The organism is Photobacterium obscurum, assembly GCF_026191635.1.
GTDB classification, from domain to species: Bacteria; Pseudomonadota; Gammaproteobacteria; order Enterobacterales; family Vibrionaceae; genus Photobacterium; species Photobacterium obscurum.
This window is the reverse complement of record NZ_JAKRRW010000001.1, coordinates 471,916-495,292: the sequence shown is the minus strand read 5'-3', so window position 1 is coordinate 495,292 and position 23,377 is coordinate 471,916. Positions and strand designations below refer to the sequence as shown.

Genomic DNA, 23,377 nt, shown 5'->3' with positions numbered 1-23,377 from the left:
TCGGTTTATCTCAGATCAGAACCAGGCTTGCCACGCGAGTTTGACGGCAAGCACAATGACGACAGTAACAAAGACTGGACGGATAAATTTGGCACCAAAGCGAATCGCGGAATGGGCACCAATAAAAGCGCCGAGCATTAAGCATACGCCCATCGTTAAGCCTAAGGCAAAGTTGATGTGGCCGAGAACGGCAAAAGTGATCAGCGATGTCAGATTACTGGTAAAATTCATTGCTTTGGAAAGCCCCGATGCCATCAGGATATCGAGTCGATAAAGCGCCATATTTGAAACCGTCCAGAAAGCGCCGGTGCCCGGCCCGGCCAGCCCATCGTAAAATCCTAATGACGTCCCCTGTAACCACTGTTTACGTGTCAGCCGACGGCAAGGCTTGGGCAGTTTATGTGAGTTGCCTTTAGGGTGGGGATGCCAGACGGTGTATATCGCGACAGCCAATATGATTAGCGGCAATACTTTTTCCAGCCAATCAGTACTGATCAGATCTACAACAAGGGTTCCGGTAATGGCACCAATTAAGGTTGCGATAAATGAAGCGCGCCAGAACGATGGAGAAAACAGCTGCTTACGATAATAAGTCCAAGCTGCCGTCGAAGAAGCAAATGTAGCTGCTAATTTGTTGGTACCCAGGGCAATATGTGGCGGTAGACCGATAGACAGCAGGGTAGGGACGGTAAGCATCCCTCCGCCACCGGCAACGGCATCAATAAATCCAGCAGCAAAAGCAACAAGACCAAGTACGATCAACATACTTGGTTCAATCATTTCTATCATTAATCGTTTTTCTTAATTAAGGGTATTCAATGACACGTTTAAAAGGTGGCAGTGAGTCAAGTAGTGCTTTACCGTAACGGCGGCTGATCACCCGACGGTCAAGCAGCACGACTCTACCAGAATCTTGCTCTTTACGCAGTAATCGCCCAGCGGATTGGATCAGTTTTTTACTGGCCTCCGGGACGGATATCTGAAGGAAGGGATTACCGCCACGGCTTTCGATATATTCGGCATGTGCTTCTTCTACTGGAGATGTCGGAACGGCAAACGGAATTTTGGTGATGATCAGGTTGGTGAGTAAGTCACCAGGTAGATCAAGACCTTCAGAGAAGCTTCCTGTACCAAAAAGGATGCTCGTTTTACCTTTTTGACAGTTCTCTTTATGTTTTTTTAGAGTGATATTTCTAGATTCATCACCTTGAACCAGCAGTTCCCACTTGTTTTTCTTTGCTAGCGGGCGTATTTCATCGGCAACCTTATTCATCTGCCAGTAGGAAGAGAACAACACGAGGCTGGATTTTTCGCCCTCCAGATATTCGGGTAGTGTGTCAATCAGCAGATCGGTGAACTTATCGGCTTGAGGTTCAAGCGGCATTGCCGGAATAACCAACCGGGCATTATTCTGATAATCAAACGGTGAGGCCAGCGCCAAAAAGCGTGTACTGTCTTTCTCAAAGATACCGGCCTGACGGCAGAAATAGTCAAATTGGTTCAGTGCTCGTAGAGTCGCCGAAACTAAAATCGAGCCGGCAGAACGACTCCAGAGCAGTTGATCCAACCGGTAGCCAACTTCCAGTGGAGATACTTCAACAATATAGTCGCCTTCTCGGTCAGGATTTTTTTCTATCCACCGGGCAAGCGGGGCGCCTTTGTCGTTGTTTGGCTGGGCCATTAATGTCCAGACTTTTTCGAGATTTTCTAGTCGCTGTAAATAGAAACCGGACTCGGCAAGGGCCTGCTCACCCAGCCGTGGAATGATTTCGTTTTCTTTAATTCGCTCTGAAATCAAATCATGAATCTTACCGAGTGACTGTAGAGCCTTTTTGCTGGCTTCTTTGCAGCCTTTAGCTTCCTCAACCAACCAGTCGGGGAGTTCACCATGCTCAAAGCGGTATATACCATCCTGGCTAAACTGTGCAGGGTCGACACTGGCTGCGATTTGGCGCAGTGACGGTATCAGGTGGGTAATGGTTTCGCTGAGCGTGGTCTGAAAACGGCCGGCTTTTTTGTAGTCAGCCAGTTCTGCCAGTTTACTGACGGATTGATTGAGTTTTTCCAGCCAGTTGGCCGCGCCTTTCAGGCTTGCTGCAGCGGATGAGAAATCCCGTGCAACCTGAGGAAGGTGGTGTGCCTCATCAATAATGTAGATGGTTTGCTCGGGCTCCGGCAGGATAATTCCACCACCAAGCTCGATGTCGGCCATTAGCAATGCATGATTGGCAATAATCACGTCGGCTTTTTCAAGGTGTTCACGTGCCTTGGCGAATGGACAGCTACGGTGTTTAGGCAATCCGGCATGGCAGCTGTGCTTGTCTGCCACGATTTGTTGCCAGACACGATCAGGTATCGATGTTGGCCAGCTGTCACGGTCTCCGTCCCATTTTTGGGCTTCGCTGGCTTTAAGCATTCGCTTCAAAAGATCTAAATCGGACTTTTTAGGTTTTTCTTCCCAAAGTGCAACCTGTTGATCTGTATCGGTAATACAGCAAGCTTCCAGTTTATGGGTACAGCAGTATCGTTGCCGGCCTTTGGCTAAGATAAAGCTGAACTCTTTAGGGAAAATTCGGTTGAACAGCGGTAGGTCCTTGTTGATCAGCTGTTCTTGCAGCGCTACGGTCGCAGTCGATATTAGGATTTTTTTGTTATTGAACAACGCGAACGGGATCCCGCCGAGTAGATAGGAAAGTGATTTGCCGATCCCGGTACCTGCTTCTGCGACCAGCATACGGTGTTTTGGGTGGTATTCACCAGCCAGAGTTTTGGCGATCTCTGCTACAAGATAGTTCTGTGCTCGTCTGGGAATGAAGTTATCTAGTTGGTTTCCCAAGTTCTCATAGCATTGTTTGATATCACTTTTTATCTGACTGTGTAACATATCTGAAACTTCGTAAGGACAAGGCTGGGCATTATAGCACGAACATCTAAATGTGAGCGGTAGCGTGTTCTGATGAATTAATTAAAAAAAATGAGATGTTGGTCACGAAACTAAATTGAACCTTGCACCAGAGGTATAATGAGTTGTTTATAAACAAGGGATTAACCACGCAACCCCATGGGTAATAGTGTTTTATGCTGGTACTTGTGTTTTTTTGCTTTTTTTTTAGTTTTTTGTGTTGGTTTGTTGGTAGTGGCTTTTTGAGAATGAATGTCATTTGCGATGTTTTTTGTGGTGGTTATTTGTTCTGCTGTTTACCTAAGTTGTTGAAAGGTAATTTGTTTGAGGTTTTTTGAGCTCTCTTTTAGCTAATTTGACATGCAGATAAATATTCTGTCAGGATGAGTCCATAAATTACTTACCTGCGATTTTTATCTTTCTTTATGTTTTAAAGGGATAACAGTCGGAGGGGTTATAAAGAAAAGGAATTCCGGAATAGGATTTCCAATCTAAATAAGAAAAGGCAGTGGATATCATGAAAAAGACTCTTCTAGCACTATCAGTTCTAGCAGCAGGTTCTGCACAAGCAGGTATCAACCTATATGATGCAGACGGCGTAATTGTTGACCTTTCAGCAGCAGCTGAAGTTCAATACCTACAGCCAATCCAAAGTGACAAGTCAAACGACGATGCAGGTATTCACCTAGATGATGGTGACCTACAGCTAAATACAACTATCGCAGTTACTAGCCAGCTAAACGCTGTTGGTGGTATTGGTTTTGCGTTCGAAAAAAGTGAAGTAACAAACGACGAACTATGGGTTGGTCTTGGCAGCGCTGATTTCGGTACGCTAACTTTCGGTCGTCAGCTACTTATCTCTGATGATGCAGGTATCGGTAAAGACTACGAGCTAGGCTTCGAGCAGCTAGACTTCCTAGCGGGTACTGAAGGTTCTGAAACTATCAAGTACGTATTCGATAACGGTCAGTTCTACTTCGGTGTTTCTCACGACCTAGATGCTGAAGGTGCTGAGCCAGCTTCAGATTTCCTAAACACGAACGGTACAATCACAGATGCGCGCCTAGGTGCTCGTTTTGCTGATTTCGACGTACGTGGTTACTACTACACAGCTGAGAGCGCATCAACTGTAGCTAACAAAGTTGAAATTGATGGTTTCAACCTTGAAGGTGAGTACGTAATGGGTGCATTCGCATTCGCTGCATCTTACGGTAACGTTGAGCAGAAAGTTGCTGGCGCGACTCTTACTGATGTTGACCTAATCGAACTTGCTGGTTCTTACACCATGGGTAAAAACACATTTGCTCTAGGTTACAACCGTGCTGACGACGATGACAACACTGTTGACAACGTTTACGCTAACGTTACTCACAAGCTACACAGCAACGTGAAAGTATACGGTGAGCTAGGTTGGGCTGATAGCGATGCAACTGACCTAGATGTAGGTTACCTAGTTGGTATGGAAGTACTATTCTAAGATTGACTTAATCTAAGAATTCTTCTTGAAAAAGCCGCCTTTTGGGCGGCTTTTTGTTATTTTAGACTTTGGATTTATTATTGAATAGGGAAGAGAATGAACAAGTTAGTGATTGCAGGTTTGCTTGCAATGCCGTTGAGCCTTCAGGCTGCGGTTCTGTCGACTGGCGAGAATATCAAGCTGCTTGTTGTCGATGGTAAGAAAGTCGAGTCGTCATTTTGGTCACCAACCGAAAGCCTGGATTTGGCTGAAGGTAAACACCAGGTGGTTGTGCGCTATGAGGGTGAGCTGAAAAGTGGTTCAAAGACGAAAATGTATACCACCCGCCCATACTTGTTTGAGCTTGATGTACCCAGTGAAGATGCCACCATTGTATTGCCACGTCTATCGACATTGACTCAGGCCAAGGCGTACTTTGAACGCAACCCTGAATGGATGCTTGAATTGGCCAGTGGGGCTTCTCGTAAACTTGAGTATGTTGAACTTCAGGGGAAGGGCTTTGCCGCATTTAGCGATATGGAAGCCTTAGTCGCAGACTATAACCGCCAGCAGGGCATTACGTTTGAGCAAGGCTATGCCGTTGATCTGAAACAGGCGGCTGTTGAAGTTACCCAGCAGGGCGAAGTGAAAATAACCGGTGATGCCTTAGCACAACTTAAGCTTTGGTATAGCAAGGCGAATGCGGAAGAAAAAGCAGCGTTTCATCAGTGGACAAAAGCTCAAGACGCGCAATGATCGGCGATCATCCGGTATCACCAATCCGGAGTTAATGCGGGGCAATGAGTAATCTACAGAGATTTGTCCCGCGTTAGATGAAATAATCAGTCATGATGATAACGGCTGTGTTCACGGCAAGAATGACAGCGCGGCTGTGCCGGATCTGCCTGCAGTTCGTTAAGCTCAATTTCTTCGTCGCAGTCAACGCACAGGCCATACATACCCAGCTTAATTGAGCAAACGGCGGCATCCACTTTTTCCACTCTCATCGCTAAATCAAACAAGTTTGGAATAAATGAAGATTTTGCCATCATGATCAGCTCATTGAGATCGGCCTGTTCTATTGCCGTTGCTGAAGGAACAAGGGTATTGAGCAACATTTCGTGCTTAAGCTCTTTGGCTAGCTGGCCGTGCTCTTGCTCTAAATGCGTCTTTAGTTGCTGGTAAGTAATCTCTGACGTTGTCATATCTCTATATTATCTTTATTGGTGATAATTTTAGTCTAAAACGGTTTCGTTGTTTGATTGTGATTTGAATCAAACCTTTATAGAGTAATAGGCTTAATACCCATAATTTCCATCGGTTTTTGTCGCATTCTTAATCCTATATAGTGGGTGTAATACCAAACTGAGTAATTATCTGGCCTATCAGCGAGATTGAAAAGGCTCAGATACAAGGCGCTTGATTGCAGGTGTGTTCATATCCATCAAAATCAAGCAACACAGTAGCTGTGCTTTTACAACTCGCCCTTCGGGAGCGTGCTAGCCGCTCGATACCTACCCCAAATTGCTTTGATGTAGAACGACTATATCTTCATCACTTTGGGTTGCTCTCAAGCGGCTAGCATCGCTCTGATTGGAACAGATAATTGCTCAGCTTGGTATCATGATTTGGAGCCAATGAAGCTTCAAACAGTCAGTCGTTTACACGCCCTATAAAGGAAGCATACCATGGAGCACGGTTTTAAAGACCCGTACAACGTTAAGTATTTTGTTGGTTTTCTGATAGCACTTGCATTACCAACACTACCGGCAAGTTTAACTTGGTTGGGGATCATCGCGCACTAGTTGATGTTCCAACTATTAGTGGTATGTTATCCCTAGTTCAATGAAAGGGGGAGAGTAACATCTTCATTAAGCGAGTCCTACTGTTAGGTTGTGGTTGGCTATGTGTCACCCTCGGCGTCATAGGTATATTTTTACCTTTGCTACCGACGACCCCTTTCTTGTTATTAGCCAGTGCCTGTTTTATGCGGGGTTCTCCTCGCATCAGCCGCTGGCTTCATCATCACCCTCACTTTGGTCCTATTTTACAAAACTGGCACCAACATGGCGGGGTCTCATCGACCGTAAAGCGCCGAGCAAACTGCACTATTGTCCTCAGTTTTCTGCTCTCTATCTACTTAGTACCGCTGCTTTGGCACAAAGTTATGTTGATTGTGATTGCAAGCATTTTATTGTTTTGGTTTAACCGCCTGCCAGTCATTGAATTACCCTCGGTATCGACTACCTCAAACTTACCGTCGAGTAAGTAGTTGTTGTAATACCAAACTGAACAATCTCGCTGATAGGCCAGATAATTATTTAGTTTGGTATAAGGCCTTTCCTGGTTTTTCTGGTGATGGGATCTTTTGATTCATGACAAAGATCCCGTGGTATTAGTTGCTCCAGTCGGTGAAAATCAATACTATTTGCTATTGGAATTTATGGCCTGCTGACAGCGTTTGTAAGCAGGCTTTTTTGATTAGCTCTACAGCACTTGCGTAAACTGGTGCACGGAAAACGATTATGACTCAAGAAAAACTAGCTTTGATCAAGAGCAGTATTAAATCTATCCCGGACTACCCAAAGCCTGGCATTTTATTTCGCGATGTAACCAGCCTGATGGAAGACCCATCAGCCTATCGTGCAACCATGCAGGTTCTGCTAGAGCAATATCGTGACAAAGGCATTACCAAGGTGATTGGTACCGAAGCTCGTGGCTTTCTGTTCGGTGCGCCGCTAGCCCTAGAGCTGGGTGTTGGTTTTGTGCCAGTGCGCAAGCCGGGCAAACTGCCGCGTGAAGTGATTGGCGAAGACTATGAGCTTGAATACGGTCAGGATACGCTAGAGATCCATACCGATGCGATCGCCGAAGGCGATAACGTTCTTCTGGTTGACGATTTGCTGGCAACCGGCGGGACGATTGAAGCAACGACTAAGTTGGTTCGCCGCCTTGGTGGTGTTGTTGAAGATGCGGCATTTGTGATCAATCTGCCTGAGCTTGGCGGTGCTGACCGTCTGGAAGCTATCGGCCTGAATGTTTACAGCATTTGTGACTTCGACGGTCACTAATTCTCTTAGCTAGTTCTATCTGGCTAATGATTGGGCGCTCATGGTGGCGCCCTCTCGCTCAAATTTCCTCCCTGTGCTAGCATTGAGCTCTTGATTCTGTAAGGTTTGTAAACATGAGTTATCAGGTTCTGGCTCGGAAATGGCGACCGCATCAATTCGACGATGTTGTTGGACAGTCCCATGTATTAACGGCACTGGCCAATGCGCTTGCCCATAACCGTCTTCATCACGCCTATCTGTTTAGTGGCACCCGAGGGGTGGGCAAAACCACCATTGCCCGTATCTTTGCCAAAGGGCTAAATTGTGAGCAGGGGGTCACGGCAACGCCATGCGGACAGTGTGAGACTTGCCGAGAAATTGATGAAGGGCGTTTTGTTGATTTGCTGGAGATCGATGCGGCGTCGCGGACCAAAGTTGAAGATACCCGTGAGTTGCTTGATAACGTTCAGTATAAGCCTGCCCGTGGCCGTTTTAAGGTCTACCTGATTGACGAAGTACACATGCTGTCTCGTCATAGCTTTAATGCCCTGCTTAAAACGCTGGAAGAGCCACCGGAATACGTCAAATTTATTCTGGCAACCACGGATCCGCAAAAGCTGCCGGTGACTATTCTGTCGCGCTGCCTGCAGTTTCACCTGAAGCACCTAGATAACACGCAAATTCAGTCTCAGCTTGAGAACGTATTGACCCAGGAGCAGGTCGAACACGAGCCAAGGGCATTGAGCTTATTGGCGAGAGCGGCAGAAGGCAGTATGCGTGATGCGCTTAGTTTGGCCGATCAGGCTATTGCTTTGGGTAATGGCCAGGTTGTTGCCGATACTGTCTCAGCGATGCTTGGCACACTGAATACCGAACAAGCACTTTATCTGCTGGAAGCGATGGCGCAGGGCGAAGCCCAGTCTGCAATGGCATGCCTAGAAGAGCTGGCCGGTGTGGGCGTTGAGTGGGATAGTTTGCTACGGGAACTTGCAGCTCAGTTGCACCGGGTTGCTATGTATCAGGCGTTGTCGGCCTCATTAGACGAGACCGCACCCGATGCCGAACGCGTGATCGCACTGAGCAAAGAAATGGTTCCGCAGGAAGTTCAGCTGTGCTATCAAATTGCCCTGCAAGGTCGGCAGGACCTGGCCTTTGCGCCGGATGGTCGTACTGGCCTTGAAATGGTATTACTGAGAATGCTGGCATTCCGTCCGCTTTCGGGACAGGGGATCACACCACAGGCTGTTGCAATACCGGCAACAGAGCCTGCCGCTCAAAGCCGCTCGTTGCAAGGGCAGCAAGGGCAGCAAGGCCAACAAGGCATGCAACGCGTGCAGGCGCTGAAAGCTCAGATGAGCAATGGACAACAGCAGGCCTCGGTTCCGCCTCAGCAAGTTGCTCCTGTACAGCAACAACAACCGGCTTCGCAGTCAATGCCGCAGGCGCAACCGCAGCAAGGGAACTATTCTCAGCCACATTACCAGCAGCCTGCTGCACCCTCGATGCCGATGACACCGTCTGAAATGCCCCAGCAGGTACCGGCAGGCTATGACACGCCGGCTCCAGTGCAGCAACAGCAGATGCCAGCTGCTCAACCAGCCGCACCGTCGCAACCTGCGTCGGCAGCGTCCGGCTTGTTGGCTGCCAGAAACAAGCTGCGAAGTCAGAATAAGCGCGGCAGTGAGGGATCATCCTCAGCAAAAAAGATTGAATCGGCGCCAGCTAAAAAAGTCGCAACCAATGTACTAGACCGAATTGCCACCAAGCATACCGGTCAGTCTGCTTCAGATCATGGAGTATCAGCGATGCCAGCGCCGGGAATCACTGCTTCACAGGCAACCAAGCCGAGAGATGAAGAATATCAGTGGAAGCCGATGGCTCAACCTAAGGCAGAAGATGCGAAGCAGGAAGTTGCGCCGGGTACGTTAAAGCGGGCTTTGGAGCATGAAAAAACGCCAGAGATGGCGAAATTACTTGTCAAAGAAGCGGCAAATCAGGATAGTTGGTCAGATTTAGTAACTAAGCTAAATGTAGGGCGTATGGTTCAGCAGCTGGCTCTTAATTCAGCGCTGGAACGCGATGACGACAAGGTGACTTTGTTTTTACGCCAGTCGCAGAAGCATCTAGATACGCCAAAAGCCCGCGAACAGCTGGCACAGGCTTTGTCTGAATTATTTGAAACACAGATAGAGCTGATGATTGAATTTAATGATAAAGGCCGATCACCATTAGAATGGCGAGAGGCGATTTATCAGCAAAAACTGGATCAGGCAAAACATAGTTTGTTGAGTGATCCCAACGTGAACTTTATCTGCCAGCGGTTTGCTGCTGCGCTGGATGAAGAAAGCGTGAGACCCTTATAGATTAACCAGACCAATAGAGAGAGAGTATATGTTTGGTAAAGGCGGTATGGCGAACATGATGAAGCAGGCGCAGCAGATGCAAGAGCGCATGCAACAGATGCAAGAAGAGATCGCAAACATGGAAGTAACCGGTGAATCTGGTGCTGGCCTGGTTAAAGTGACTCTGACTGGTAGCCACAGTGTTCGTCGTGTAGAGCTTGATGATAGCTTGATGGAAGACGACAAAGACATGCTGGAAGATTTGATCGCGGCGGCGTTCAATGATGCAGCACGTCGTATCGAAGAAGCTCAGAAAGAAAAAATGGCCGGTGTAACAGGTGGTATGAACCTACCAGCTGGCTTCAAGATGCCATTCTAATCAATGCGTACCAGTCTATTGCTGGAACAACTAATGGAGGCCTTACGTTGTCTGCCTGGGGTTGGCCCCAAGTCGGCACAGCGTATGGCCTTCAATTTGTTGCAGCGTAATCGACAGGGAGGCCTGCAACTGGCAGACGCCCTGAGCAAAGCGATGACGGAAATCGGTCATTGCGAGAGCTGCCGTACATTTACGGAAGAGGAAATTTGCGCAATCTGCGCCAATCCTCGTCGTCAGGAAAACGGCCAGATCTGTGTGGTCGAAAGCCCGGCAGATATTGTGGCAGTAGAGTCTACGGGACAGTTTTCTGGGCGTTATTTTGTCTTGATGGGGCACCTATCACCGCTTGATGGGATTGGTCCGTCGGATATCGGCCTTGACGTGTTGGAGTTTCGGCTGCAAAACGAGCAGATTGCCGAGCTTATCTTGGCAACGAACCCTACTGTCGAGGGAGAAGCAACGGCTCATTATATTGCCGAGCTTTGTAGTGAATATGATGTACCTGCGACTCGTATTGCCCACGGTGTACCTGTTGGGGGAGAGTTGGAGCTGGTTGACGGGACGACATTATCCCATTCAATTGCTGGACGCCATAAGCTCTACTAAACCTATCGAGCTGATCCGATATAAATTGAGTTCATTAAAATACCAACTGACAGTTTTATCTGAAAGTTGGTATTTTTTTGCCTTTAATTTATTAAACATTTTAATTCAGTGGCTTACGTATTGGTTTTTAGGTGTTTTAGTAATTTGCAGATACATTTAGTTTTCATATCAGGTTATTTTCTAACAATAACTATATAAATAATATTTAAGGCTGTTTTTCTTCATAACTCATTGTTATTCGGTATTTAATATTGCCATCTCGGATAGAGTTGAAATGCCAGGGACGTTATCGATAAACCCTTTTTCGTTAATGATAGCGGGTAAAGGTAGGTAGTCAGATAACCAGGGCAAGGGATAAAAAATACAAATACCAGCACCTGACACATCTCTCATGAAGAGAGTGTTCAGGTAATTAGGAGTGGACATGAAAAAGACAGTAGTAGCAGTCGTAATCGGCTCAGTAATTGCCAGCGCATCGGCGATGGCAGCAGAAGTTTATAAATCAGACGATCTTTCAGTTAACGCATACGGTAACCTACGTGCTCGTTACGAAACCACTGATAACGGTTTCATGGGGGCAGACAGTACGTTTACAGGTGAAGGTACTGAGCTTGGCCTAGGCATCACCTACTTCCTAGACAACAATGTGTACATCAATGGTGATGTTCTAACAGAGTTGAATATCATCCCTGAAGACGGTGACGGCAATGACGATGACAGCTTCCTGAAGTTCGGTTCTGTAGCTATCGGCGGTGACTTCGGTGAGTTCCGTATGGGCCGTATGTCGGCAGTACAGGATAGCATTGCTGGCCAGTACGATATCACTTGGGAATACGGTGGTACAGCTAACATCAAGAACGACTGGTCGGCAACGGATCGTCTGACTAACGGTATTCAGTACAAGTACGACATGGCGGCATACGGCCTTACCATGATGGCGCAATACCACACTGGTGACGAAGGCATCGATCAAACGGGTGCTTCAAACCCAGATAACGGCGAGCTAGGAATTGATCAGGCATATGCTGTGGGTGTGGCTTGGGAATCTGACTTTGGTTTAGGTCTATCGGGTACTTACACCTACTCAGAGCGTACCAAGCAAGATGTCACATACGGTGGCGATGATGATACATCGTGGACATTGAACGCAACATATAACATCCAGAGCCTATCTTTGGCTGCAATGTACTCTGACTATGACTTCGCTGGTGACGAGCAAACCGGTATCGGTGCGATGGCTCGCTACGATCTGCCATCAGGTTTCGGTCTGTACGGTGTGTATGACTACGTAGATTATGACACACAAGATGACAAGCTTAATCAGTACACTATTGGTGCCGATTACTGGCTAAATGACAGCGTAGTTTCTTACGCTGAATATGCCGACATGAGCTTCGATGACGAAGTGGCTGGTAATGATGACAGTGCATTCACTATCGGTATGCGAGTGTACTTCTAATTATTTGAATATATAGGAATGTTCATTGTTTTGGGGGAAGCGGTACGCTTCCCCCCTTTTTTTGTTAAGAGCAGGGAGCTAGAGCCTTGTTCCTAGGAAAGCCAGCTTTTTTCCCACCCCTTGAAAAGAGGGAGGAGCATTCTTTGTTAATTTGGCTTGTGAAAGTTTGCTTTGTTGAAGCTTAAAATTTAGAACCGCTTTTCAGCTTGTCCTAGAAATCAGGTTCTTCTCGTCCTCAAAAAATAAACCACACTCCTAAAAGTGCGGTTTATCTCAAGCAGGCTGTTAAACAAATTGTCGCTCTACAACGAGTAAAGAATATTCGAGCCGTAGGTCAGGCTGGTGAGCAGCAGTGACTTCTCATTAATAACGTCAATACGACGACTCTGCTGGGCATCCATGCGGAACACCTGTTTAACAATTGTTAGGTGACGTTTTTGAAAGTCTTCATTTCGCCCCGAAGTAATATCTTTGAATTCCAGCGGCTCTGTCAGCAGATAGCCTCCACTAATATCCCATTTGCCGGATTCAGAAATATGTAGTGTTAGGGGTTGTTCGTTATCACTGAACAGTTTTAGCAAGGTGATTCTGGAATAGGTTTTATTCGGCAGATATACCACATGGCTGCTTTGTTCTACTCGGCGCAACATCCCTAACTGACTCTGATCAAGCTGCATTGGCTCAATACGGCTGACAGAGGTTGATTGCCATTCACGTGACATCAGCAACTGCTCTTGCTTGTAGTCGCTGGAAAAATAGAGCCAAGTGCTGAAAATGACGGATATTGCCAACACGATAAATGCCCAATATTTTCTGATGAATGTAGGCATATTCGCGTGATTGTTTTTTACTGACATAGCTTGCTATTGTCCTCTTGGCTAGTAAGCAAACGTAGAGTGACGTTTTCACCCGGCATCGAGGTTTCGTGAATGTAATTGAGCCATAACTGGCTGCTTTGACCGCCTGTTGTAATCACTTCCATTGGACGGGCATCGCCTTGGTGATATTCAAGGTAGGTTTCTACACAGCTCGAAATCATCGGTTTCCATTGCACGATAGCAGGGTGGTTTTTTGGGGTCAGCACCTGCACACCGCCTACGGTCAGTAATGGTTCAAAAGCCGCTGATTTGGGTGGAAAGGTCATGCTGACCAGTATGGGTAACAAACATGCTAAAAGGATCGCCAACCCGCTAAAAAGTGTCATATTGGACTTGGAACGATTTCCAGTCGCTTTGTTTTTCGTCTCAAGTTGAGCGGCTGAGCTTGATATCTTGCCAAGGCTCTGTTGTGACAACCCTTGTTCTGGGCTGTTTGGCTCAGGCGCCAGGATATCAGTATCCTGGCTGCTTTTAGGCTCTTCACTAACGGTTGGACTGTCAGCAAACTCATCTACGTCAGCAATCATTTGATAGCCGCGCTTGGGTACCGTTTTGATAAACTCTGGTGATTTGGTTGAATCCTTTAAAGCTTTACGCAGCGTTGAGATCGCTTGGGTAAGGCTGGAATCATCTACTTCAAAGCCTTGCTCGCGCCATACATAATCATGTAGGCGGGTACGAGTGATGATAGCCCCTGGCTCTTCGATAAGTAGGCTCAATGCTCGGCTTTCATTGCTGCCAAGGCGGGTTAGCTCATCGCTTTCTAATTGGTCGATTAGGCTATTGTCATAGGGGTCAAAAAGGAATCTTTGACCTATCAAATACTTATTTGATGTTTTATTCATTTTTAGCACCAAGGGTACAGTTGAGCTGTCTGTATATCATAAATTCCCTGAATCCTATCTGAATATAAAATTATAAAAAGAACAGGCTGAAAATATCTAAAGCATATAAAAGCCGTATTTTAGGTTGAAAACACGGGGTTTGACCATATCTATATACTGAATTGTTATGGATTACGTAATACGACGAGTTACGGAGTTGAAATGAGCGAGCAAAACACCCATAAAAATAAGGAAACACGTGGCTTTCAATCGGAAGTAAAGCAACTTTTACATCTGATGATCCACTCACTGTATTCTAACAAAGAGATTTTTTTACGTGAGTTGATTTCTAATGCCTCGGATGCTGCTGATAAGTTACGCTTCCGCGCGCTGTCGCAGCCTGATTTATATGAGAATGATGCAGAGCTAGGCGTAAAGCTGTCATTCAACGAAGCGGCGGGTACCCTGACCATTCATGATAATGGTATTGGTATGACCCGTGATGATGTGATTGAGCATCTGGGTACGATTGCGAAATCTGGCACGAAAGATTTCTTTGCCAAGCTGAACGAAGATCAGTCGAAAGATTCTCAGTTAATTGGTCAGTTTGGTGTCGGCTTCTATTCCGCATTCATTGTGGCCGATTCTGTTACCGTCAACACGCGTGCAGCTGGCGTCCCTGCAGACCAGGCTGTTTGTTGGCACTCGAGCGGTGAAGGTGACTACTCGGTAGAAGATATTGAGAAGCCAAGTCGTGGCACCGAAATTATCTTGCACCTGCGTGAAGACGAGAAAGAGTTCCTCAATGAGCACCGCCTGCGCGATATCATCGGTAAGTATTCGGATCATATTGGTATCCCTGTTCATATCCTGACAGCGGTACGTGATGAGGAAGGAAAGGAAACTGGTTCTAAGTGGGAGCAGATCAACAAGGCCCAGGCACTTTGGACGCGAAACAAGTCAGAGATCACTGACGAGGAGTATAAAGAGTTCTACAACCACGTCTCTCATGATTTCGCTGAGCCGTTGGCATGGAGCCATAACCGTGTTGAAGGTACTCAGGACTACACCAGCCTGCTTTACATCCCGTCGAAAGCACCATGGGATCTTAATAATCGCGATAGCAAGCATGGCCTGAAGCTGTACGTACAGCGTGTTTTCATTATGGATGATGCCCAGCAGTTTATGCCGTCGTACCTGCGTTTCATGCGCGGCCTGATCGATTCAAATGATCTGCCTCTGAATGTATCCCGCGAAATTTTGCAGGATAACAAGGTGACTCAGGCACTTCGCAAAGCGTGTACCAAGCGTGCTTTGACGATGATGGACCGCATGGCGAAAAATGATGCTGAGAAATACCAGACGCTGTGGAACGAGTTCGGTCAGGTACTGAAAGAAGGCCCGGCGGAAGATTTTGCCAACCGCGAAAAGGTTGCTAACCTTCTGCGCTTTAGCTCGACGCACAACGATACAGCTGAGCAATCAGTCTCGCTGGCTGACTATGTCGAACGAATGAAAGAAGGCCAGGATAAAATTTACTTCCTGACCGCAGACAGCTTTGTTGCCGCGAAGAACAGCCCGCACCTGGAGCAGTTCCGTGCCAAAGGCCTGGAAGTGATCCTTATGCATGATCGTATTGATGAATGGTTGATGGGTCACCTGTCGGAATTCGACGGCAAGCAATTCCAGGCGATCACGAAAGCGGATCTGGATCTGTCTAAGTTTGAAAACGAAGAAGAGAAAGAGAAGCACAAAGAAACAGAAGAAGCTTTCAAGTCGGTGGTTGAGCGTACAAAGACCTATCTGGGTGATCGCGTCAAAGATGTCCGTACTACATTCAAGCTGCAAGACACCCCTGCCGTAGTCGTGACTGACGAGAACGAGATGGGGACGCAAATGGCCAAACTGCTGGCTGCTGCTGGTCATGATGCGCCGGAAGTGAAGTATATTCTTGAACTTAACCCGGAACATGCGCTTGTTAACAAGATGGCTGACGAAGCTGATGAAGAAGCATTCGGTCGCTGGGTTGAGATGCTGCTAGGTCAGGCAATGCTGGCTGAACGAGGCTCGATGGAAGATCCTTCTCAGTTCCTGGCTGCGGTCAATAAGCTGCTGGCATAAAATGCCGGGATGAGAAACGACTAAGGTCTAATCGATTCTTATCCCAGCTTCAAATAGTATTCTGATAAAGCATGTAATCTAAGCCCGGTTGAGTACCGGGCTTGCGGCTGCGGGCTAATCAGTGTATTTTCACCTTCTTTGCAAAACTCCATTTTATTCAATAGGGGATCAAGATGCGCATCATCCTTCTGGGCGCTCCAGGTGCAGGTAAAGGTACTCAGGCACAATTCATCATGGAGAAATTTGGTATTCCACAAATTTCAACTGGTGACATGCTACGTGCTGCTATCAAAGCGGGTACTGAGCTAGGTAAGCAAGCGAAATCAGTTATTGACGCTGGTCAATTGGTGTCTGACGATATCATCCTTGGCCTGGTTAAAGAGCGTATTGCTGAAGAAGATTGTGCAAAAGGCTTCCTACTAGATGGCTTCCCACGCACAATTCCTCAGGCTGACGGTCTGAAAGAAATTGGTGTTGCCGTTGATTATGTTATCGAATTCGACGTTGCTGACGATGTTATCGTTGAACGTATGGCGGGCCGTCGTGCTCACCTGGCTTCTGGTCGTACTTACCACAATATTTACAACCCACCAAAGGTTGAAGGTAAAGATGACGTAACAGGTGAAGACCTAGTTGTTCGTGATGACGACAAAGAAGAAACCGTACGTGCACGTCTAGGCGTTTACCATGAGCAAACAGCTCCACTGATTGCTTACTATGGTAAAGAAGCTGAAGCTGGTAACACGAAGTACCTGAAGTTTGACGGTACTCAGCCTGTTGCAGCAGTGAGCGCAGAGCTGGAAAAAGCACTGGCTTAATCGCTGAAAGATACGGCAAAAACATGATGACGGGTTAGCTTTCGGGCTAACCCGTTTTTTATAGGCATGTTTTTTGAAAGCTGATAAAGTTGACAGGTCGGCGCATTACAAAAAACGCGAAGGAAAGTATGAGCGAAAAAAACAATAAGTATGGCGTATTACTGGTAAACCTTGGTACTCCGGATGAAGCCTCGCCAGCCGCAGTCAAACGTTTTTTATCTGAGTTCTTGCATGACAAGCGGGTAGTCGATATGACTCGCTGGCTGTGGTGCCCAATTTTGCATGGCATTATTTTACCGATTCGCTCTCCCAAGGTGGCTAAGCTCTATCAGTCTGTATGGATGGAGGACGGCTCCCCGCTGATGGTGTATTCCCGCCGCCAGCAACAGCAGTTGGCTGAAACACTGAAATTGCCGGTCGAGCTTGGAATGACCTATGGCAACCCAAGTATTTTCTCTGGCTTGGACCGCCTGAAACAGCAGGGCTGCAATAAAGTTTTGGTGCTGCCGCTCTACCCGCAATATTCCCGAACGACGACCGCTGCGGTTTTCGATAAAGTCGCGAAGGTACTGAAAAAGCAGGCTGATATTCCGGAGTTGCGTTTTATTAACCAGTATTTTGATCACCCGGAATATATTGGCGCTTTGGCTGAGTCAGTGACTGATTTCTGGGAAACACACGGTAAACCGGATTACCTATTGTGTTCTTATCATGGTATTCCCAAGCGTTACGCCGATAATGGTGATCCGTACCCGCAGCACTGTAATGGTACAACGGCTTTGTTGGCCGAGAAGCTAGATATGCCTCGCGAACAAATGAGTATGAGTTACCAGTCGATCTTCGGGCGTGAAGAGTGGTTGAAGCCCTACACGGAGCAGACAATTGCGGAATTGGCCAAGAAAGGGGTGAAGCGCCTGGATGTTATGTGTCCGGCTTTCTCTGTTGACTGCCTCGAAACACTGGAAGAAATTGCTGAGCAGTGCAAGGAAACATTTATTGAAGCTGGCGGTCAAGAGTTTAATTTGATCCCGTGTCTCAATGATAACCCTACCCATATCAAAATGATGGCCGAGTTGGTTAGCCAACATAGCCAGGGTTGGTAAAAGCTGTAAAGACTGTAATCAGAACTTTCCTCAAAAAAAAGTTGAAGCTCTCAAAAAGTGTGAGAGCTTTTTCTTTTATGTTCTATATTCTGTGATAGAATTCGCAAAAATTTCTCAACAGACAGCTCATTGACATGAAATTTCCAGGCCAACGAAAATCTAAGCATTACTTTCCTGTACATGCGCGCGATCCCCTTCTGAGTCAAGCTAAACAAGAAAAGCGTCTAACACGTACCCATGTTGTGGGTATTGACCAGACTCTGGTTGATATCGAAGCGTGTGTCGATGATGAATTCCTGGAACGCTATGAGCTAAGTAAAGGCCACTCGTTGGTGATTACTGACGAGAAAGCCGAAGCGCTTTACCAAGAGCTGAAAGAAAATGATCTGATCAGCCATGAGTTTGCTGGTGGTACCATCGGTAACACCCTGCACAACTATTCAGTACTTGCAGATGATAAATCTGTACTGCTTGGTGTCATGAGTAAAGATATCGAGATTGGTAGCTATGCATACCGTTATCTTTGCAATACCTCTAGCCGTATGGATATGAATCACCTTCAGCCGGTACACGGTCCTATTGGTCGTTGCTTTGCACTGATCTCGAAAGAGGGCGAGCGTACTTTCGCTATCAACGAAGGCCGTATGAACCAGCTGGATCCGAGCAGCATTCCTGAGGCAGTGTTCAAGAACGCCTCAGCGCTTGTTTTGACGGCATATCTTGTGCGTTGCAAAGAAGGTGACCCGATGCCTGAAGCAACAATGCGTGCAATTGAATATGCTAAAAAGCATGATGTGCCAGTTGTTCTGACCCTGGGTACCAAGTTCGTGATTGAGGATGATCCTCAGTGGTGGCGTGACTTCCTGCGTGATCACGTTACTGTTGTTGCGATGAATGAAGATGAAGCCGAAGCCCTGACCGGCGAAGCTGATCCGCTTGTTGCTTCAGAGAAAACACTGGAGTGGGTAGACCTGGTACTTTGTACTGCCGGACCAGTTGGTCTGTATACGGCGGGCTATACCGAAGACGAAGCGAAACGCGAAACGAGTCTGCCGCTGCTACCTGGCGAGATCCCAGAGTTCAACCGCTACGAGTTCAGCCGTCCAATGCTGAAAAGCGACTGTGAGAATCCGCTGAAGGTATACTCTCATATTGCTCCGTACATGGGTGGACCAGAGCGAATCAAGAATACGAATGGTGCGGGTGATGGTGCACTGTCTGCATTGCTACACGATATGTCGGCTAACCGCTACCACAAAGAGAATGTGCCTAAGTCGAGTAAGCATCAGCATAACTTCTTGACCTATTCCTCATTCTCTCAGGTTTGTCTGTATTCAAACCGCGTGAGCTATGAGGTGCTGGCACAGCACTCGCCACGTTTGTCCCGTGGTCTGCCAGAGCGTGAAGATAGCCTGGAAGAAGCATACTGGGAGCGTTAATCTTCATTTTCTTTGTCAGTTCGCCCAGTAGCAGTATCGAAAGAGCTTTTGAATGAACTGGTGTTGAAAATAACGATTAAGTGAACCTGTATTAGAGAAAACCGCCGAAAGGCGGTTTTTTGTTTTCGGGGGATTGACTCCCTCCCAGCTTCTCCTTGTATGGTGATGCTCAGGGGGCGAGAAAGCTAATCGAAGGGTAAGTCAGGTTGCGTTGGTAATAGGGGCCTGATTATTTCGGAACATATAAAAAAGCGAGAGCTAATGGCTCTCGCTTGGTATTTACACTCTGTGGTTAATTTCGCTGTTAGGCTTTTTGCTCATAGGCTTCGTTGTGAACGGCAGCAACTGCACGGCCTGATGGATCGGCGCTGTTCTTGAAGCTTTCGTCCCATTCAATGGCTTTGGCGCTTGAGCAGGCGATAGACGGGCCGCCCGGTACACATTTGGCTGCATCAGCCAATGGGAACAGCTCTTCGAAGATCTCGCGGTACATATAGCCTTCTTTGGTTGTCGGCGTGTTGTACGGGAAACGGAACTTCGCGGTTTCAAGCTGCTGTTCAGTAACTTTTGCTTCCGCAACGTCTCTTAGCGAGTCAATCCAGCTGTAACCAACGCCATCAGAGAATTGTTCTTTCTGACGCCATGCAACCGATTCTGGCAGGTAGTGACCGAAACATTCGCGAACGATATGTTTTTCCATTTTGCCGTTGCCACACATTTTGTCTTCAGGGTTTAAGCGCATTGCCACTTCCAGGAACTCTTTATCCAGGAACGGAACGCGAGCCTCAATCCCCCAGGCGGCCATTGACTTGTTGGCACGCGCACAGTCGAACATGTTCAGAGCCAGTAGCTTACGAACGGTTTCTTCATGGAATTCTTTGGCGTTTGGTGCCTTGTGGAAGTATAGATAACCACCAAATACCTCATCAGCACCTTCGCCAGACAGAACCATTTTGATTCCCATCGCACGGATTTTACGTGACATCAGGTACATTGGCGTTGAAGCACGAATGGTGGTGACGTCGTAGGTTTCGATGTGGTAAATCACATCACGGATGGCATCTAGGCCTTCCTGTACGGTGTAGGTTAGTTCGTGGTGAACCGTACCGATGCTGTCAGCGACGACTTTGGCTGCTTTTAGATCGGGGGCACCTTCAAGGCCGATGGCAAATGAGTGCAGTGTTGGCCACCAGGCTTCAGATTGCTCGTCATCCTCGATACGGCGGGCTGCAAACTTTTTGGTAATAGCCGAAATAACCGAGGAATCCAGGCCGCCAGATAGTAGAACACCGTATGGCACATCGGTCATTAGCTGACGTTTTACGGCACCTTCTAATGCGTTGCTAAGGGCAACTTTATCGGTTTTTGCCTCGGCGACCGAGTCAAACTCCATCCAGTCACGCTTGTAGTAACGCACAGGCTCGCCTTTCTTGCTCCATAGGAAGTGGCCAGGAGGGAACTCGCTGATAGTTTTACAAACAGGTACCAAAGACTTCATTTCTGAAGCGACATAGTAGTTACCGTGTTCGTCATGGCCATGGTAGAGCGGAATGATACCGATATGGTCACGGCCGATCAGGTAGGCATCTTCCTCGGCATCATACAGGATGAAACCAAAAATACCGTTTAGGTAATCAAGTAGCTCTGGGCCTTTTTCTTTGTAAAGTGCCAGAATGATTTCGCAGTCAGATTGAGTCTGAAAAGGGTAGTCAGGTGCGAATTCAGCTTCTAGCTCTTTGTGGTTGTAGATTTCACCGTTAACTGCCAATGCATGTGTCTTGTCCTCGTTGTAAAGAGGTTGCTCACCGCTGTTTAGATCGACAATAGCCAGGCGCTCGTGCACCAAAATAGCTTTGTCTGACGAATAGATACCTGACCAGTCAGGACCACGATGACGCATTTTTTTAGACATTTCCAGCGCTGTTTCACGCAATGCCGCTGCATCACTTTTGATGTCTAAAATACCGAATACTGAACACATACTTCCACTCCAACAACTTTTTACTATCTGTAATATTTAGGGGCTAAACCGAGCTATGGGTATCTAGTGCCTAGATAACTAGATCTTCTGCTCATTTATTCGTCATCCCGCTCTTAATTGTTAAAATTGCGTATTCAGTAATTAAATGCAACCAAAAATCCTCATTCAATTGAAGAAAAGGCTTGGCGGTGAATATTATTTAATAAAAGTGGGTTTATCTGAATTAAATCTAATGTTGGGTACTTTTTTAAACAAAAAAACAAACGGCAGCCTTAGCTGCCGTTATCGAAGAATGATGAAGAGAGGAGACTATTTGGGTTTGATTGACGGGGTTAGGTGTTCACAAACATGGCGGGCAAAACCACTTCCGGCTTCATTGTAGATATTAAAGGCCGCATCGACACCGAGCTCATTTAGCAGCTCTTCATCATCGGTGTATTTTGCAATTGCTGCAATTTTGCCTTGATAGTGGCGCTCACGGATCTGTTCAAGGGCAAAGGTGTTGGCCTGGCTGTGCGGCATTGCCAACAAAATGAGTTCGGTGCTATGGCGCGATATAACACGGGCCCAGAAGTCGGGATCCGTTGCATCACCGTGGATAACATTACGCCCTTCTGCTCGGTGGCCTTGTACCGAATCTTCACGGGTTTCAATTCCGATAACCTGTTCGCCATAGCGATCAACCAGTTCATCGTATGCGCCAGAGCCGATTCGTCCCATGCCCAGGATCATGATTTTTTTATCACCGAGGTCGATTAACTGGTCACTGGCATTAAGTTTTTCCGGTTCAAACTCTTTCAGCCATTTGGAAGCGTCCTTGTACAGGCGATGGCCGATATTGTTCAGCGGTGCTGCGATAAGAAAAGAGATAGACACGGCAATTGCAATCGCAACCAGGAAGTTACCAGGCAGCAAGCCCATATTGTAGGCAAGGCCACCCACAATCAGACCAAACTCACTGTAGTTGAACAAGGTCAGGGTACCTAGCAAAGAGGTACGGACCCGGTAGCGGAAGAGGTTGAAGATGACGTAGTACAGAATCCCTTTCACCGGCAGTAAGAGCAGGAGCAAGATTGCCATTAGGAAGCCATTGAGGGTCGGTTCTTCAGAGAGGCCAATGTTAAGGAAAAAACAGACCAGCAGAAGTTCTTTTAGGTTAAACAGAGCTTTGGAAAGCTCAGAGGCTTTAGGGTGGGCGGCAAGCATCATTCCCAGAATAAGCGCGCCCAGATCAGCCTTCATTCCGACAGTTTCAAACAGCCCGGCTCCGGCAACCAGTGCGAGGAAGATACCATACAGGACCAGCATTTCGCCGTGGCCGGCTTTGTCGAGGATCTTAAACAGCGACGGGCGCAGTAGTGGTAGTGCGAATAATGCCAGCGCGGTGATCTCGGGGATCTTGCCGGTCGATACGGTCAGGAAGATCACCGCAAAGATATCCTGCATCACCAGTATACCGATCGCCAGCGTACCGTAGGTTGCATTGAGCTCGCCTTTTTCCTGCAGGGCTTTGATGGCAAAAACGGTACTGGAAAAAGAGAGGGCAAAAGCAAGCAGCGCCAGTTGCATGATATCAAGGTCACTGAGCATCCCGAGCCCAAGCTGCTTCAGGGCGAGTAGGGCGAGAGTAAACAGGCCGGTTGATAACAAGTTGTGCAGAGTTGCCCCGCCCCAGATCTCCTTGGTGAGGAGTGTTTTAACATCCAGTTTGAGGCCAATCGAGAAAAGCAGCAGGGTGACACCTAGATCGGCCAGAACCGTTAGGGTTTCCGTTGACTGATAGCCTGCGGTATTGAGGGCAAATCCTGCGACGAGAAAGCCGACCAATGGTGGTAGCTTACAGCTCAAGGCGATAAAACCGGCCAGAAAGGCGGCTATGATAAAAATGAGTTCCATGCTGAGGCCAACGATCCTTTTCTATAAATACTCAATAGAGTAGCCGTTTGGAGTGGATTCTTAATACCTAATCCACTAATTATCTGAATGGTTAGATAGTGGTTGGGATCGGTATAATTTTGC

At 47.2% G+C, this 23,377-nt stretch carries 19 protein-coding genes; 12 read left to right on the top strand and 7 right to left on the bottom strand.

What is annotated here, in order from left to right:
* Positions 1–15: 15 nt before the first annotated feature.
* The gene (locus tag MD588_RS02135) at positions 16–789 is read right to left on the bottom strand and encodes a sulfite exporter TauE/SafE family protein (protein WP_265695121.1); all 774 of its coding nucleotides are present in this window, start codon (positions 787–789) and stop codon (positions 16–18) included.
* A 16-nt stretch (positions 790–805) separates the two neighbouring features.
* On the bottom strand, positions 806–2,884 hold the full coding sequence (gene dinG, locus MD588_RS02130) for an ATP-dependent DNA helicase DinG (protein ID WP_265695120.1): 2,079 nt from the start codon (positions 2,882–2,884) through the stop codon (positions 806–808).
* 535 nt (positions 2,885–3,419) lie between these two features.
* Here dinG and MD588_RS02125 point away from each other — a divergent pair.
* Both MD588_RS02125 and MD588_RS02120 read left to right on the top strand, forming a co-directional pair.
* Positions 3,420–4,379 carry a porin gene (locus tag MD588_RS02125; protein ID WP_265695119.1) on the top strand — a complete coding sequence of 320 codons (960 nt, stop codon included), beginning with the start codon at positions 3,420–3,422 and terminating at the stop codon, positions 4,377–4,379.
* Positions 4,380–4,475: 96 nt separating this feature from the next.
* The gene (locus MD588_RS02120) at positions 4,476–5,114 is read left to right on the top strand and encodes a YccT family protein (protein WP_265695118.1); all 639 of its coding nucleotides are present in this window, start codon (positions 4,476–4,478) and stop codon (positions 5,112–5,114) included.
* A gap of 86 nt (positions 5,115–5,200) precedes the next feature.
* Here the strand turns inward: MD588_RS02120 and MD588_RS02115 are convergent, their stop codons facing one another.
* Positions 5,201–5,563 carry a TraR/DksA family transcriptional regulator gene (locus MD588_RS02115; RefSeq protein ID WP_265695117.1) on the bottom strand — a complete coding sequence of 121 codons (363 nt, stop codon included), beginning with the start codon at positions 5,561–5,563 and terminating at the stop codon, positions 5,201–5,203.
* 659 nt (positions 5,564–6,222) lie between these two features.
* Here MD588_RS02115 and MD588_RS02110 point away from each other — a divergent pair.
* The 6 genes from MD588_RS02110 to MD588_RS02085 all read left to right on the top strand — a co-directional run bounded on the left by MD588_RS02110 (position 6,223) and on the right by MD588_RS02085 (position 12,194).
* Entirely contained in the window at positions 6,223–6,630 is a 408-nt protein-coding gene (locus tag MD588_RS02110) for a YbaN family protein (RefSeq protein WP_265695182.1), read from the top strand.
* A 253-nt stretch (positions 6,631–6,883) separates the two neighbouring features.
* Positions 6,884–7,429, top strand: coding sequence for an adenine phosphoribosyltransferase (apt, locus tag MD588_RS02105; protein ID WP_265695116.1), 546 nt, complete (start codon positions 6,884–6,886; stop codon positions 7,427–7,429).
* A 113-nt stretch (positions 7,430–7,542) separates the two neighbouring features.
* Positions 7,543–9,771, top strand: coding sequence for a DNA polymerase III subunit gamma/tau (gene dnaX, locus MD588_RS02100; RefSeq protein WP_265695115.1), 2,229 nt, complete (start codon positions 7,543–7,545; stop codon positions 9,769–9,771).
* Between the two features lie 28 nt (positions 9,772–9,799).
* A complete protein-coding gene (locus MD588_RS02095; RefSeq protein WP_265695114.1) occupies positions 9,800–10,129 on the top strand; it encodes a YbaB/EbfC family nucleoid-associated protein in 330 nt (109 codons plus the stop codon).
* Positions 10,130–10,132: 3 nt separating this feature from the next.
* The gene (recR, locus tag MD588_RS02090) at positions 10,133–10,735 is read left to right on the top strand and encodes a recombination mediator RecR (protein WP_265695113.1); all 603 of its coding nucleotides are present in this window, start codon (positions 10,133–10,135) and stop codon (positions 10,733–10,735) included.
* Positions 10,736–11,159: 424 nt separating this feature from the next.
* Positions 11,160–12,194, top strand: coding sequence for a porin (locus MD588_RS02085; RefSeq protein ID WP_265695112.1), 1,035 nt, complete (start codon positions 11,160–11,162; stop codon positions 12,192–12,194).
* Between the two features lie 302 nt (positions 12,195–12,496).
* Here MD588_RS02085 and MD588_RS02080 read toward each other — a convergent pair whose 3' ends face one another.
* Together MD588_RS02080 and MD588_RS02075 are read right to left on the bottom strand one after the other, a co-directional pair.
* Entirely contained in the window at positions 12,497–13,051 is a 555-nt protein-coding gene (locus MD588_RS02080; protein WP_322784217.1) for a regulatory protein ToxS, read from the bottom strand.
* Complete coding sequence (locus MD588_RS02075; RefSeq protein ID WP_265695111.1) at positions 13,042–13,917, bottom strand: transcriptional regulator; 876 nt, start codon at positions 13,915–13,917, stop codon at positions 13,042–13,044. Before MD588_RS02075 ends, MD588_RS02080 begins: the two co-directional genes overlap by 10 nt.
* A gap of 201 nt (positions 13,918–14,118) precedes the next feature.
* Here MD588_RS02075 and htpG point away from each other — a divergent pair, with 201 nt between their 5' ends.
* The 4 genes from htpG (at position 14,119) to MD588_RS02055 (ending at position 19,377) form a co-directional block, all read left to right on the top strand.
* On the top strand, positions 14,119–16,017 hold the full coding sequence (gene htpG / locus MD588_RS02070) for a molecular chaperone HtpG (RefSeq protein ID WP_265695110.1): 1,899 nt from the start codon (positions 14,119–14,121) through the stop codon (positions 16,015–16,017).
* Between the two features lie 173 nt (positions 16,018–16,190).
* On the top strand, positions 16,191–16,835 hold the full coding sequence (gene adk / locus MD588_RS02065) for an adenylate kinase (protein WP_265695109.1): 645 nt from the start codon (positions 16,191–16,193) through the stop codon (positions 16,833–16,835).
* Between the two features lie 128 nt (positions 16,836–16,963).
* Positions 16,964–17,938 (top strand): ferrochelatase, encoded by a 975-nt coding sequence (gene hemH / locus MD588_RS02060; RefSeq protein WP_265695107.1) that lies wholly within the window; start codon positions 16,964–16,966, stop codon positions 17,936–17,938.
* A 134-nt stretch (positions 17,939–18,072) separates the two neighbouring features.
* Positions 18,073–19,377 carry an inosine/guanosine kinase gene (locus MD588_RS02055; protein ID WP_265695105.1) on the top strand — a complete coding sequence of 435 codons (1,305 nt, stop codon included), beginning with the start codon at positions 18,073–18,075 and terminating at the stop codon, positions 19,375–19,377.
* 304 nt (positions 19,378–19,681) lie between these two features.
* On the opposite strand, the gene asnB is transcribed toward MD588_RS02055, so the two are convergent.
* Positions 19,682–21,358 carry an asparagine synthase B gene (gene asnB / locus MD588_RS02050; RefSeq protein WP_265695104.1) on the bottom strand — a complete coding sequence of 559 codons (1,677 nt, stop codon included), beginning with the start codon at positions 21,356–21,358 and terminating at the stop codon, positions 19,682–19,684.
* Positions 21,359–21,667: 309 nt separating this feature from the next.
* Positions 21,668–23,254 carry a cation:proton antiporter family protein gene (locus MD588_RS02045; protein ID WP_265695103.1) on the bottom strand — a complete coding sequence of 529 codons (1,587 nt, stop codon included), beginning with the start codon at positions 23,252–23,254 and terminating at the stop codon, positions 21,668–21,670.
* Between the last annotated feature and the right edge of the window lie 123 nt (positions 23,255–23,377).